We start from the raw sequence: 15,221 nt of genomic DNA, 5'->3' as shown, positions 1-15,221 counted from the left end.
CAGATGCTGAGCCTCAGGCAGTTCATCAACGCCGATTCAATTGCGTCAATGGTCGCTCGTGTTTTCGACCGGGCGAAATTCGATCCCTGTTCGTGCTCCTCATGGGGCGCATCCGGCGCACGCCGCACTCGCTCATGAGGCAGGTCGCCGCCATCGCCAAACGCTTTTGCGGGAGGACAATCTGGCCCGGACTGGCTTGTTGGCTGGTCCTGGCGCTCGCGTCGACCGCGGCGATCGCGCAGGTGGACACGCCCGCATTGGAGTCGACTGACGCGATCGCCGGCATCGGCGCCGCGGATCTCGCCAGCCGGATCGACGTCATTGAAACCCGGACGGATCTTTCCACCACCGAGCGCGAGCTTGTGCTTGAACAACTCCGTGCCGCCGCTTCGCGAGCAGAGGCCGCGGAGGTGGCGCGCAGGAGCGCGGCGGAGTATGCCGCCGGGCTGCAGTCTGCGCCGGATACCATCGCCGCGTTGAGTGCACAGTCCGCAGTGCCACCCCAGCGTGACGCTTTGCCGGAAGACGCGGATCCAGTGGCAACGCAGCTGCGATTGGCAGCACTGCAGACCGAATCGGTGTCATTGCACGGCAGGCAACGCAAGCTCGCCGAGCAGTTGCGCGCGATGGAGAGCCGACCCGCGGAAGCCCGCGCCGAACTGGGCGAATTGCGCACGCAGCTTGATCGTGCCCCGACCCCCGTCGCCGCCACCGCATCCCCCTTGCTGGCGGAGGCCACCAGGGTGCGGCAGGAGGCTGCCCGCGAGGAACTGTCCGCGCGCATCGAGATGATCGAGCAGGAGTTGTCCAGCCTGCCGACGCGCAAGTCGATTGCGACCGCCCAGCATGAGCTGGTGGAGCGTCGCGCCAACGAGGTGGACGCGGCCATCGAGGAGCTGGATGCGCGGCTGGTGAGCAGGCGCAGGCAGCAGGTGGAGGCGGACGCGGCGCGCGCGCGCGAGTTCGAACTAAGCCTGGCGGGCCAGCCGGCGGAGATACGCGAGCTGGCCCGCGATAGCGTTGCGTTGCGAACGGAGACCTCGCAACTGGTCCAGCGATTGGATCGCGCCCGTGATGAACAACGTCGATCGAGGGTGCTGCTCGACGACGCCGTCGAGGCGCGCAGGAACGCCGATCAGATTCTCGCCATCGGTGCGCTCAGCGACGATGCGGCGAGATTGCTGCGCAGCCTGCAGACGAGCCTGGTCAGCGGCGAGCAGATCAAGCGGCGGATGGGGGAGCGGAACCGGACGCTCGTCGACCTGCGCGTACGCCATTTCAAGACCCAGCAGGCGCTTCGCGACTTGCCGGCGTCCGACGGGCAACGGGTGAGCATCGCGACCATCGACGCCCGGGAGCATCTGCTGGAGCAACTCGTCGAGCACCGCCGCGCCGGAGTGGCCGACATGGCAGACGTCCAGCAACAGCTGATCGACGCGCTATCGGAAAACAACGCGATTGATGCCGAACTGCTGAGTGCCAGCGAGCAATTGCATGGGGTGCTCGACAAGCGCCTCTTGTGGCTGCCCAGCACGGCTCCCTTGGGCGATGACTGGCTGCAGCAGCTGGGCGTCGGCGTTGGCTGGCTGCTCGCGCCCTCCAACTGGTCCGCGATGCCGCGGGCACTGCTTGCCGCGCTGCGCGCCCATCCGGTGCGGCTGCTGTTGATGCTGCTGACAGTGGCCGCGTTGTTCGGCGCACGTGGGCGACTGCAAGCCGCCTTGCCGCGGCTGGCGAGATCCGTCGGTCACCGGGATGACAACTTCGGCACCACACTGCTGGCCTGGGCTGCAACGTTCCTGCTCGCTCTGGCGTGGCCTTTTGCCGTGGCAACCGTTGGCTGGTTCCTCGGCTGGTCCGGCGGCGGTTTCGCGAGCTTCCTCGGCCAGGGCCTGCTCAGTCTGGCGCTGCTTTGGTTGATGCTGGGCCTGTTCATTGACATGTGCCGCCCGAAGGGTCTGTTTGTCGCCCATTTCCACTGGGGTCCGCAGGGCACCAAGCGGCTGGCGCGGGCGCTGCGGACGCTCCTGCTGATGATCGCCCCAACGGCCGTGCTGACCGGGATGACGGACGCCAGTGGAGACCCGGAACTGATCGATGGCATTGGTCGCCTCGGCTTCATGGTGGGATCGCTGGCGTCGGCGTGGTTCCTGTACCGGCTACTTCGACCCTCCGATGGCGCTCCCACCACCGTGCGCGCGCCAGGGGCATGGATCCGGCGCGTATCCGCAGGCTGGGCGCGCGTCCTGGTGGCGGTTCCGGTGGTCTTCGCCGTGCTTGCCGCGGTCGGCTACTACACCAGTGCCAGAGAGGTGCAGTCGCGATTGTTTACTTCAGGCTGGATCATCCTGGCGGTGGTCATCGTTTACTACATCGTCATACGGGGAGTGATGGTGGCCAGCCGCCGCGCCGCGTACCTGCAGGCCGACTCGGTTCATGCCCGGGCATTGGCCGAGGCACGGGCGGCGGCGGGCGGCGAGGACGGCCAGGATGGCAGCGAGGTGTTGGCACTGCAGAACCAGCAGCCCGAGATCGACGCGGTGACCGTCAACCAGCAGACGCGGGCGCTGTTGCGTGCCGCATTTGGCGTCGCGCTGGCGGTGCTGATTGTGGGCCTGTGGCGGGAGATGATCCCGGCGCTCAACGTGTTCAACGATGTCGTGTTGTGGTCGCGAGTGGTTGAGGGCATTGGCGAGAGCGTCGTCGCAGTCACGCTGAGTGACGTGCTGATAAGCCTCTTGATAGTGGGACTGACGGCCATCGCGGCGCGCAACCTGCCGGGCTTCCTGGAGATCATGCTGCTGCCGAGCGCCCGCGTTGATTCCGGGACGCGCTACGCGATCGCGACCATCGCGCGCTACGTGATCACCGCGATCGGTCTGGTCATCGCGCTCCAGCGCATCGGTCTGGACTGGTCGAAACTCCAGTGGGTCGTGGCGGCGCTGGGCGTGGGACTGGGCTTTGGCCTGCAGGAGATCGTCGCCAACTTTGTTTCCGGGCTGATCATCCTGTTCGAGCGTCCCGTCCGGGTGGGCGACGTGGTCACCATCAATCACACCACCGGTACCGTCAGCCGCATCAAGATGCGTTCCATCACCATCACTGATTTCGACAATTTCGAGGTGCTCGTGCCCAACAAGGCATTCATCACCGATACCGTGCAGAACTGGACGCTGACCAGTCCGATCACCCGGGTGGTGTTGAAGGTGGGAATCGGCTACGGCAGTGATCTGCGCAAGGCGCGCGCGGTGATGGAGAGTGTGGCGGCGGCGGATCCCAAGGTCCTGCGGTCGCCGGCGCCCGATGTGCTGTTCACCAGCCTGGGCGACAGCGCGCTGGAGTTCGAGGTGCGTTTCTACGTGGCCCAGATCGACGACCGCCGCGCGGCCACGCACAGCCTGTTTGTCGCACTGACGACGGCGTTGCACGAGGCGGGGATCGAGATTCCGTTTCCGCAGCGCGACGTGCATGTGCATCACATCGGACGGGTCGATGCCGCATCCGGTGAAGCGGGCGAGGGCGACACGCCCTCGAGCTGAAAGCGCGAGCCGTCAGGCGACGTCGCAATCCAGCAGTTGCTGCAGCACCGCCTCGCCGTAACGCTCCAGCTTGCTGCTGCCGATACCGGCGATCCGGCCCAACTCGTCCAGATCGGCCGGATCGCTCTCCGCGATTTCGCGCAAGGTGGCGTCGTGGAAGATCACATAGGCCGGCACGTTCTGCTCCTTGGCCAATTCCGCGCGCCAGCCGCGCAGGGAACGGAAACGGCTGGCCGCTTCGGGCGCCAGGTCCATCGGCGGTGGTGCCGAGCCGGTGCGCCCGCGGCGGCCCGCCGGCCTGGGCGCATCGCGGCGCAGGCGCAGGGTCTGCTCGCCCTTCAGCACCGGGCCGGCCTTGCTGGTCAGGTACAGGGCGCCGTGGCGCTCGTGATTGGCCGCCAGCAGGCCGGATGCGACCAGCTGGCGGAACACGCTGCTCCACTGGCGCGTGTCCAGATGGGTGCCGATGCCCCAGGTGCTGAGCTTGTCGTGGCCGTGCTGGGCGACCTTGTCGGTTGGCACGCCGCGAAGCACATCAATGACGTGCCCCGCGCCGAACCGCTGGCCAGTGCGGAACACGCACGACAGCGCCTTGCGCGCGACCTCGGTGCCGTCCCAGCTCTCCGGCGGCTGCAGGCAGTTGTCGCAGTTGCCGCAGTTGCCGGGATGCTCCTCGGCGAACCAGCCCAGCAAGGCCTGGCGCCGACACTGGGTTGACTCGCAGTAGCCCAGCAGCGCGTCCAGCTTGCGCAGCTCCAGCAGCTTGCGCTCCTCGCTGGCATCGCCCTGCTTGATCAGCATGCTCAGGTTGACCACGTCGCCCAGCCCGTAATTGAGCCAGGCCTCGGCGGGCTGGCCATCGCGGCCGGCGCGGCCGGTCTCCTGGTAGTAGCCCTCGACCGACTTGGGCAGGTCGACGTGGGCGACGAAGCGCACATCCGGCTTGTCGATGCCCATGCCGAAGGCGATCGTGGCGACCATCACGATGCCGTCCTCCTGCAGGAATCGGCGCTGGTTGGCCGCACGGACCTCGGCCGGCATTCCGGCGTGGTAGGCGAGCGCGTTGACGCCGGCCTCGCACAGCTGCTCGGCGGTTTTCTCCACGCGCTTGCGCGAGAAGGCATAGACGATGCCGCTCTCGCCGCGGTGGCCGGCAAGGAAGTCGAGTAGGGCGCGCTGGCCGCTGCCATCCTTCTGCGCCACGAGGTAGCGGATGTTGGGACGGTCGAAGGAGCTGACGAACTGGTGCGCGTCTTCGAGCGCCAGGCGCTCGGCGATCTCCAGCCGGGTCGGCTCGTCCGCCGTTGCGGTCAGCGCGATGCGCGGCACGTCGGGCCAGCGCTCGTGGAGCACGGTCAGCTCGCGGTACTCGCGGCGGAAATCATGCCCCCACTGGGAGACGCAATGCGCCTCATCGATGGCGAACAGGGCGATCCCGCCGGAAGCGTGGGCGCGGTCGATGAGGCTCATGCAGCGTCCCGAGAGCAGGCGCTCGGGAGCGACGTAGAGCAGGTCCAGCTCGCCGTCGAGCAAGCGGCGCTCCACGTCGGCGGCGGTGGCCGCGTCCAGGGTCGAGTTTAGGTAGGCGGCGCGCACGCCGAGCTGGAGCAGCGCTTCGACCTGGTCCTGCATCAGCGCGATCAGCGGTGAGACGACGATCCCGCAGCCCTCGCGCAGCATCGCCGGCAACTGGTAGCACAACGACTTGCCGCCGCCGGTCGGCATCAGCACCAGGGCGTCGTCGCCCTTGACCAGGCAGTCAATGATCGCGGCCTGCTCGCCGCGGAAAGCATCAAAGCCGAAAGTGCTTCGTAGTGTGTCCAGTGCCGCCGTTTTCATGGCGACTCCAGCACCGTTGAAATGGGCATGCGTCCATTACAGCAGTGATCATGTTCACACGCAGCGTTGAAAATAGTGATGGGTGTCGCCTTTGTGAGTTAAAAATTCGTTATTGCAGGTTGGCACAGATATTGCTCATTGCTTTCCCGTCCGGGTACTTCACCCGACGGTGCACCGGGCCGCAAGAGGCCCTTCCAAGTACACACACGCTCAACCATAAGGACAATCTCCATGATGAACCCACGAAGCACGGCCCGTCGATATCAGGGCTGGCTGCTGGCCGGCATGGCAATGCTGTCCATGGGGACTGCCGCCGCGGCGGGCGGGGTCGAGTTGAACGCTCAGGTGTTCCAGCAAGTTGAGGTCAAGAATGCTGACGGTTCCATCACTCTGAAGGCCGAGCCAGCCAACAGCGTCGTTCCCGGCAGTGAAGTGACGTATGTGGTCACTTACCGCAACACCGGGGCTACTGCGGCAGATGCCGTGAAGATCGACAACCCGGTTCCGGCCGACCTGGTGTACGTCGCCTCCGCGGGAGATCGCGCGGTCGATGCAGTCTCGGTCGATGGTGGCACGCAGTACGGCGTGCTCGCGGGACTGACGGTTGTCGGGCAGGACGGCCAGTCGCGACCGGCGCAGGCCGCCGACGTCACCCACCTTCGCTGGGTGCTGGGCCGCTTGGTCGCAGGTGCCGAAGGCACGGTTTCCTTCGTAGCCAGGGTGAAATAAGCCGGCGCGATGCCTCGAGTCCGCAAATACGACGTCACCCATCACTTCAGCTAATCACTCCTACAACCAGTTACATCGGGGAACCCAATGAACCACAAGCACCTACAAGTGAAACTCCTGACAGCAGCGCTCCTGCTGGGCGGCGCGCAATCGGCTTTTGCCGCCGGTCCGGCATCGGGCACGCGCGCCGATACCACCATCACCAACACGGCCAGCGTCAGCTATCAGGTCGGTGGTGTGACGCAGACCGCACCGGCGGCCGGCGTGGCGACGTTCCAGGTCGACCGGCTGGTGAACGTGACCGTTGCGGAAGTCAGCGGTGGATACACGAGCGTGACGCCAGGCCAGACGGCCCAGGCGGTGACGTTCACCGTGACCAACAACACCAACAGCGTGATGGACTATCGGCTCGACGCCGCCAACGCCGCCGATCCTCACGGCGGGACGGACAGCTTCGATCCGGGCATGTACACGTATTACCTCGATGACGGCGACGGCATCTTCAACGCCGCCGATACCCTCGTGACCTTCCTCGACGAGATGGCGCCGGATGAAATCCGTACGGTGCACGTCGTCGCCGATATCCCGGTGGCGGTCGTGGATGGCCAGACTGCCGGCGTAAGCCTGCAGGCCACCGCACGTGACGGTGGCGTGGCGGGTACGGAGGGCGCGCTCACTGTACAGACCGCAGGCGCCAACACCGCGGGTGTCGACAACGTGTTCGGAGACGTGGCTGGCACGGCGGCTGGCGACGGCGTGCGCGATGGCAAGCACAGTGCCAGCGATGCGTACAAGGTCGCGGCCGCGACGATCTCGGTCACCAAGACCTCGACCGTCATCAGTGACCCGTTCAACCTCACGGTCAACCCGAAGGCGATTCCGGGCGCCGTGGTGCAGTACTGCATTGCGGTCGCCAATGCCAGCACGACCACGGCCGCTTCGAACATCGCCGTCACCGACCCGATCCCGACCGGCACCACGTATGTCGCCGGCACCCTCCACGCGGGGGATACGAACTGCACACCGACGGCTACATCGCTGCAGACCGACGTCGCAGGGGACAGCAACTCTAACGGGACCAGTGGCAGCGTAGTGGGTGGCACCGTGAGCACCCTCGTCCCAACCGTCGGGGCGAACGCGACCGCAACCACGATCTTCAACGTCACCATCGACTGATATCGGCGGGGCACCAACTCCGCTGGCGCCATGTGCGCCGGCGGAGCTAGTGCTGCGACCATCGAAAGCCATACATGTCATCGCCACGGAGCCTTCCGCGTCATGTCATCGCACTTGTCAGTGCGGTGTTGAGTACGTTTGCCTGCGTTCCGGCGGCGGCTGCGACCATCGACAACACCGCCAGCGTCAGCTATCAAAACGCGTCGCCGACCGGCACGCCGGTCGGCGACGTTATCGGCCTGCTCAGCAATACCGTCAGTTTCGACACCCTGCCGGCGCCCACGATCGCGTCGCTGGGTTTCCTCACTCATTCGCCCACGTTGCCGGGCAGCGCGCCGTTGCCGGTGGACGGCGGCCAGTGCGAGCTGCCCAGCGGCAACCCCGGCGCAGGCACCTTCGTGCCGCTGCCCACCTTGATCGACCAGGACGGCAATCCCCTGGGTATGGACGTCGCCGACGCCACCACAACCGACAGGTTTTACCCCGGCCAACCCGTCCTCCTGCGCCTGGACGATGCCAACCGCAATCGCGATCCGGCAATCCGCGAGTACGTCCAGGTCACGCTGACCACGTCCACCGGTGACGAGGAAACGCTTCGCCTGCAGGAAACCGGCGTCAATACCGGTGTATTCGCCATCGTCATCCCGAGTCTGGCGGTTCCGCCCCCGGCGGTGATCGGCGATTGCATGTTGTCGCTGGCCGACGAGGGAACCCTCACCGCCGTGTACGCCGACCCGGACTTCCCGGCTGACCGCGTCACGCTGACGGTGCAGAGCTACGCGCTGCAAGTCCAACGGGGCATGCTTCTGTCCAAGCAGGTGTCGCTGCCCCAGGCATCGGCTGGCGACATCCTGCAATACCGACTGTCCTTGCAGAGCCGTCACGACCAGCCAATCCGCAGCGTTGTGATTGTCGACACCCTGCCGCAGGGCATGCGTTACCAGCCCGGATCACTGCGGATCGGCGACAAGGCTGTGCTTGACCCTTCGGTTACTCCCGACGGCCGCAGCCTGCGGATTGCCGTCGGTGACCTGGCAATGGATGCGGCAATCGAAGTTACCTACCTGGTGGCGGTCGCCAGTGACATCCGCACCGGCCAGGCAATCAACCGCGCACAGGCAACGGGACTGGGACGGCTGGTCTCTAACGAGGCGCAGGCTGCCGTGCGGATCGAGGAGCCTCTGTTCACCTCGCACTTCACCATCATCGGCCGGGTGCTTGACGGTGCATGCGGGTTGCCAGCGGCGGAGTTACAAGGTGTGCCCGGTGTGCGTCTGCTGCTCGACGACGGCACCTACGTCGCCACCGATCAGGATGGTGCCTACCATTTCGAGGGCGTGCGCCCCGGTACTCATGTAGTGCAGTTGGATGTGGCCACCGTGCCGTCGAACCTTGAGGCCGTGTCCTGCAACCCCGACTCGCGGTTTGCCGGACGTGCGTTCTCGCAGTTCGTCGAGGCCAACGGAGGTAGCCTTTGGCGGGCCGATTTCCGCCTCCGCGAGAAGGTCACGGCGACCGGTACGAACGACGCGCAGTCCGAAGCGACGTCGCCGTCCGACGCGGACACCGAACGCGTGGCGCAGCAGCATGCGCGACCGGAGACCCTCGACGACGCGACCGCGGCCGGCGGTGGCAACGTCGACTGGCTGGCGGGGCAGGCGCCTGGCCAAGCGTGGTTGTTCCCGGAGTTGGATCACAACCCCCGTTCGCCCACCACCCGCATCGTGATCAAACACGCACCTGGGCAAAAAGTCGTGCTGACGCGCAATGGTGAACCGGTGTCGGCCATCAACTACGACGGGAGCTCAACGAGTTCCGACAAGACCGTCGCGGTCACCCGCTGGGTTGCCGTGCCGCTGGCGGATGGCAGCAACGTATTTCGCGCTCAGTTGCAGGACGCAAACGGCACCGTGGTCGCCAGCCTGGACCGCACCGTGCATTATTCCGGCGCCGCGGCGCGTGCGGTATTGGTGCCGGAGCAGTCGATCCTGGCGGCGGACGGCATCCAGAAGCCGGTGATCGCGGTGCGCCTGCTTGACCGCAGCGGACGCCCGTTGCGTGCCGGCGTCACCGGCAGCTTCCAGCTTTCCGCCCCCTACCTGCCGGCGCAGACGGTTCAGGCGCAGCAAGAGCGGCAACTCGCGGGGCTGGACCGGTTCCAGCCGACTTGGCACGTCGAGGGCGATGAAGGCGTCGCCTACATCGAACTGGCTCCCACCTCGGTGGCGGGTAGTGCGGAGCTGCGGTTCCCGTTCCAGGGCAGCAACGGTGGGCCTGTTCGCGAAGATCGGCTCAGCGTGTGGCTGGAGTCCACGCCGCGCGACTGGATAGTGGTGGGTTTCGCATCCGGCACGGTCGGCTACGACACATTGAAGGGCAACCTGCAAGCACTGGCGGAGCAGGGTGAACATGGGGGCATGTATACCGACGGCCAACTCTCTCTGTATGCCAAGGGGCGCGTGCAGGGCAAGTGGATGTTGACCCTCGCCTATGACTCCGACAAACCAACCGATCGCCTGAACCGCCAGAACCTGCTTTCGACGATCGATCCGGAAAAGTTCTACACCCTCTATGGCGATACCACCCAGCAAGGCTACGACGCGTCCAGCACCGACAAGCTCTACGTCAAGCTGGAACGCGACCAGTTCTATGCCTTGTTCGGCGACTATGTAACTGGCCTGGATCGCACACAGCTGTCGCGCTATACCCGCACGCTGAACGGGATCAAAGTCGAATACCGCGGGCCGGTGGTCGAGTTCAACGGTTTTGCTGCAGAGACCGCGCAGAATTATGCCCGCGACGAGATCCAGGGCAACGGCACATCGGGGCTGTACCGGCTGTCGCGTGGCAACGTCGCCATCAATGGCGAGCGCGTGCGGATCGAGACCCGCGACCGTTTCCGCAGCGAGCTCATCATCGAGACCCGTACGCTGACTCGGCACCTTGATTACGACATCGACTACGCGGCAGGCACGCTGTTCTTTCGTGAGCCGATCGCCAGCCGGGATTTTGGCTTCAACCCGAATGTCATCGTGGTCGAGTACGAAACCATCGGTCGAGGAGACCAGCAGCTCAACGCGGGTGGACGGGTCGGGGTGGCCTTGCTCGACGGCCGCCTTACCGGTGGTGTGTCCTACATCTCCGAGAAGGACACCCGCGGCAGCACACGCCTGGCCGGGGTGGATGCGAAGCTCAAGCTGCGCGACGCCACTGAACTGCGGGTGGAGGTGGCGAGCAGTGAAGGTGAAGACGGCTTGCAGGATCACTCCGGCAACGCCTATCTGTTCGAGCTGGAGCATCACGGCGAGCGGTTCGATGCGCTGGGTTACGTGCGTCGCCAAGCGCCGGGATTCGGCCTCAACCAGCAGAATGCCAGCGAGTCGGGTATGTACAAGATCGGTCTGGACACCCAGTGGCGGATCGATGAGAAATTCGCTGTGCAGCAGCAGGCCTACCGCCAGGAAGACCTCGTCGGCGGCGCCACACGGGACGCAGTCAATGCGCAACTGGATTACCGCGCGGAACGCTGGGGCGCGCGGGCCGGTGTGCAGGTGGTGCGCGACCAGTCGCAGGCGGGTGAGGTGAACGAATCGCGGCAAATCACCTTGGGCGCCAATCGCTCGTTGCTGGACAACAAGCTGGAGCTGAGCGCCGCCGCGGAGCTCGGGCTGGGCGGAAAGAACGAGAGCGTGGATTTCCCGACCCGGCTGCAGCTTGGCGCCGCCTACGCAATTAACGATGCGGTGCGACTGATCGCGGCGCAGGAGTTCACCGACGGTGACACCCGCGATACGGCGACCACCCGTTTCGGTTTCGAAGTCGCACCATGGGCGGGTGCACGCCTGACCAGCACCCTCAACCAGAGCCAGATTTCCGAGTACGGTCCGCGTACGTTCGGTCTGTTCGGACTGAGCCAGTCGCTCCAGATTGGCAAGCGTTGGGCGGTGGACCTGGCGCTGGACAGCAGCCATGCGTTTCACGAGTCCGCCGACGCGCCGCCGCTGACGTCACCCGATGCGGGTCCGATCACTTCCGGGGGCATCCGCGACGGGGGCGCCTTGACCGAGGACTTCACCGCGTTGTCGGCGGGGGCGACCTACCGCAGTGAACTGTGGACCTGGAACGGGCGTATCGAAGGCCGCGAGGCTGCTACCTCCGACCGCTATGGATTCACGACCGCATTCCTGCGCCAGGTCGACACCGGCATGGCGTTTGCCGCGTCGGTGCAGGCGTTCTCCGTCGGGCAGGCGGTCGGCAGCCGTGGTTTGCTGGCCAACGTTGGCTTGTCCTGGGCTTGGCGCCCGCTCGGCAGCCAGTGGGCGCTTCTCAACCGCCTTGAACTGCGCGTCGACGAACTGCGTAACGGCAACGGTGAGAACGTGATCGGCCAAAACACGGTTGCGGTCAACGGTGATGTCCGTTCGCGACGTCTGGTCAACAACTTCGTCATCAACCATGTGTCCGATGAATGGACCACCGAGGATATGAAGGGCAACCTGTTTGAAGCGGGCCAGCGCAGCCAGTGGTCGTTGTACTACGGTTCCAAGTACGTGTTTGACCGCTACGGCTATGACGGCCGCGATTACTCCGGCTACACCGACATCATTGGCCTGGAATGGCGGTTCGACGTCAACCCCAGGCTGGACATCGGTCTGCGCGGCAGCGTCAGGCATGCTTGGGGCCAGCACAATTTCAGCTACGCGGGTGGTCCGGTGGTAGGTGTGTCACCTTTCACCAATGCCTGGTTCAGCGTTGGCTACAACGTGGTGGGGTTTGAGGACCGTGATTTCGATTCAGCCCATTACACCCGGCAAGGCGCCTACCTGATGATGCGTTTCAAGTTCGACCAGGCGACGCCGGCGCTGAGTGGAATCCTTGGCTCGGTAGGGGGCGCGCGATGATCCCGGCTCAGGTGAATCGCTCGCTGCAGGCGTCTGCCTGCCGAATGGTGGTGGCACTGGCTTTCGTTCTGCTTGGCTGTTTGGTTGCGATCCCGGCATTCGCGGCCACTACCACCTGCTCCGCGTCGACCACCAAGGGCACGGCCCCGGCGGACTACGCAACTTATTGCTGGTTTGACATGTCGGGCTACAGCGACACGCTCGCTCGCAGCGCTGCAGGACAGCCCTTCGTGGTGAGCTTGCCTGGGGGCGCCACCTTGAGCTTTACCCTGAAGGTATCCGGCAATTCACTCGTGGCGCGTCAAGTGCCGACGTGGACGGGCGGCGCCTTCGGCAACTCCGCATTCCAGGGCATAACAGGAAAACCGGTTCTATACACGGTAAACAATGGCTCTACGGTGACGGCATCGCTGTCGGGAATCACCGTGGTTGCCAATGGCAGCAGCGGCATGCCGTTTGTGTTTGTCGCGGCAGACGCGGAATCCACCAACAACGGTGAATCGCTGCGATTTACCACTGACGGTGATCCATGGACGGTGTTGGCGCAGATCGCCTATGGCACCGCGGCGGCCTATCCCGTGTTGACGGGCGTCGGCACCAACACGGTGAACCAAGCGGGCGTCGCTGGCGACGTTGGCAGCTACGCCTTCGCGACCGCCGGAAACCTGCGCAACGTGACCGCACAACTGGTCGCCGGCGGCTTGCAGGGCGCGCTGTTCGGGGTGAAGTTCCCGTCGGCCGATCTGGCCATCAGCAAGTCGCACGTGGGTAGTTTCAGTGCAGGTGGCAACGGCAGCTACGACATCGCGGTGACCAACAATGGCACCGGGGCGACCAGTGGCATAACCAAGGTGGTCGACACCCTGCCTGCCGGCTTGAGCTACGTCTCTGCAAGCGGCACCGGTTGGACGTGTGGCGCGGCGGGGCAGGTGGTGACCTGCACGAACCCGAGCGTGCTTGCCAACGGAGCGAGCCTCCCGGAAATAACCCTCAATGTGAGCGTGGCGTTCAATGCGCCAGCCAGTGTGGAGAACGTTGCCTCGGTCTCGAACCCGACCTTCGATTTCAACCTCACCAACAACGTCAGCCGCGACGCGACCGTGATTGTGGGGACGCCGGAACCTGGCAAGGGCAACAAGATCCTCTATGTGTACGACAGCCAAGAGCTGACGCGCACGCCGCAAGCGGCGAATTCCATTGCACCGGTAGAGATCGCTCAGAATATCGCGATGGACTGGAAAATGACACCAGTCGTCCCGGTAGGCAGGACACTGACCCTGAGCGCACAAAACGTCGTGGCGCGGCTTGTCGTGGCAGCGACGGGCAGTAATCTGGGCACTGCCAGGTCGATCGACATTCAGCTGCGCACCAATGCGGGCGATATTTTGGCCACGGCGACAGCGAACGTAAATAACGGTCCTCAGGCAGTGAATCTCAGTCTTCCTGTGCTCCTTACCACCCTGTCAGCAGGCGACTATCTGGTCCTGCGTGTCATCAATAGAGCGCAGGGCTCAAACCGGCGGATCACGGTAAGTCAAAAGATCACAGGCCCAAATAACGCCAGCATCTTGACGTTTGACACACCCACGGTCATCAACGTCGACAGCGTCGCGGTGTATTCCGCCCCGCACCCGGCAGTCACCACCCAAACCAACTATGTCGCCGGCAACACTGTCCACGTTCGCGCGGTGATCAGCGATCCCTTTGGCGCCTTTGATGTAAGCGGCGCCAGTATCAAGCTGACCGACCCTTCAGGCGTCGTAAAAGTGCTAGCCGGAGCGATGGTGGAAGTTGGCGCGCCGACAGCCGCCAGCAAAACCTATCAGTACAGCTACACGCTGCCGTCGGATGCGAAAGCAGGCAGCTGGATTGCCAGCGTCACCGGCCGGGAAGGGACCGAAGGAACGGTCACCCATACGAGAAACGCTGGTTTCCAGGTGGCTGCCGCGCCGTTGACCATCGTCAAACTGTCCATGGTCTACTCCGACCCGATCAATGGCACCGCCAACCCCAAGGCCATCCCGGGCGCACTTATCACTTACCGCATAAGTGTCACCAGTCCGGCTGGCACCGTCACGGATGCCAACTCGTTGGTAGTGACCGATCCGATTCCGGTCAACACCGTGCTGTTCGTCAGCGACCTGCCTGACATCACCGGGATTTCTCCGGTGATCTTCACCCCGGGTAGCAGCACGCTGTCCCTCAACTTCAACACCTTGGCGGACCTCACCGACGACGTCGATTTTTCCAGTGACGGAGGCGCCACGTGGACCCATGTGCCGATTGCCGACCCCAATGGCGTTGATGCCGCGGTGACGCATATCAGGCTGAAGCCCAGGGGCACCTTCCCCCCGGGCAAGATCGTCGAGATGGGTTTCAGGGTGCGCGTGAAGTAATCGCTTACTGCAGCAGCGAGCGCAGCATCCAGGCGTACTTCTCGTGGGTATGCAGGCGCTGGGTCAGCAGGTCGACGGTCGGATCGTCGCTGGCGTCATCGGCGGTGGTGAGCACCGAGCGGGCGGTCCTGCAGACCGCCTCATTGCCGACCGTGAGCTGGCGCACCATCTCCCGCCAGTCGGCGGTATCCGCCAGGCCCGGCTCTTCGCGGATCGAGGAGAGCTTGGTGAACTCCTTGTAGGAGCCCGGGGCGTTGAAGCCCAGCGCGCGGATGCGCTCGGCGATCTCGTCCAGCGCCACCCACTGCTCGGCATACTGGGTCTCGAACATCACGTGCAGCGTGTTGAACATCGGGCCGGTGACGTTCCAGTGGAAGTTGTGCGTCTTCAGGTACAGCGTGTAGGCGTCGGCGAGGAAGTGGGAGAGGCCGTCGGCGACGTTCTTGCGATCGGTGCTGCTCATCCCGATATCCACAGGCGGAGCCCCGGAACCCTTGGCCGGCGATGCCACCGGGCTGGGACGCGTCCCGCTGTCCTTGCCCTTGGCTTTGGAGTCGGTGGATTTTTTTGTTGCAGCCGGTGCTGTCTTGGCCATGGAGGTTCTCCTTTGATCGACAACTGCGATGACAATGGCGCATCGG

Annotated in this window: 7 protein-coding genes; 5 read left to right on the top strand and 2 right to left on the bottom strand. The window is 64.8% G+C overall.

The features are described 5' to 3' along the window. The first annotated feature begins 134 nt into the window (after positions 1–134). Complete coding sequence (locus INQ42_RS10390) at positions 135–3,539, top strand: mechanosensitive ion channel domain-containing protein (protein WP_194034201.1); 3,405 nt, start codon at positions 135–137, stop codon at positions 3,537–3,539. 12 nt (positions 3,540–3,551) lie between these two features. Here the strand turns inward: INQ42_RS10390 and recQ are convergent, their stop codons facing one another. Continuing rightward, positions 3,552–5,378, bottom strand: coding sequence for a DNA helicase RecQ (gene recQ, locus INQ42_RS10385; RefSeq protein ID WP_194034200.1), 1,827 nt, complete (start codon positions 5,376–5,378; stop codon positions 3,552–3,554). Between the two features lie 231 nt (positions 5,379–5,609). Here recQ and INQ42_RS10380 point away from each other — a divergent pair, with 231 nt between their 5' ends. The 4 genes from INQ42_RS10380 (at position 5,610) to INQ42_RS10365 (ending at position 14,580) form a co-directional block, all read left to right on the top strand. Next, a complete protein-coding gene (locus INQ42_RS10380; RefSeq protein ID WP_228064347.1) occupies positions 5,610–6,107 on the top strand; it encodes a DUF11 domain-containing protein in 498 nt (165 codons plus the stop codon). A gap of 108 nt (positions 6,108–6,215) precedes the next feature. After that, positions 6,216–7,283 (top strand): hypothetical protein, encoded by a 1,068-nt coding sequence (locus INQ42_RS10375; protein ID WP_228064346.1) that lies wholly within the window; start codon positions 6,216–6,218, stop codon positions 7,281–7,283. Positions 7,284–7,411: 128 nt separating this feature from the next. After that, positions 7,412–12,184 (top strand): DUF11 domain-containing protein, encoded by a 4,773-nt coding sequence (locus INQ42_RS10370; RefSeq protein WP_194034197.1) that lies wholly within the window; start codon positions 7,412–7,414, stop codon positions 12,182–12,184. Continuing rightward, positions 12,181–14,580, top strand: coding sequence for a CshA/CshB family fibrillar adhesin-related protein (locus INQ42_RS10365; protein ID WP_194034196.1), 2,400 nt, complete (start codon positions 12,181–12,183; stop codon positions 14,578–14,580). Before INQ42_RS10370 ends, INQ42_RS10365 begins: the two co-directional genes overlap by 4 nt. A gap of 4 nt (positions 14,581–14,584) precedes the next feature. Here INQ42_RS10365 and INQ42_RS10360 read toward each other — a convergent pair whose 3' ends face one another. Next, a complete protein-coding gene (locus INQ42_RS10360; RefSeq protein WP_194034195.1) occupies positions 14,585–15,175 on the bottom strand; it encodes a Dps family protein in 591 nt (196 codons plus the stop codon). Positions 15,176–15,221: the final 46 nt, after the last annotated feature.

This window comes from Lysobacter avium (assembly GCF_015209745.1).
Taxonomy (GTDB): Bacteria; Pseudomonadota; Gammaproteobacteria; order Xanthomonadales; family Xanthomonadaceae; genus Novilysobacter; species Novilysobacter avium.
Note: the sequence above shows the minus strand (reverse complement) of the source record. Positions and strands in the feature narration are given on the sequence as shown.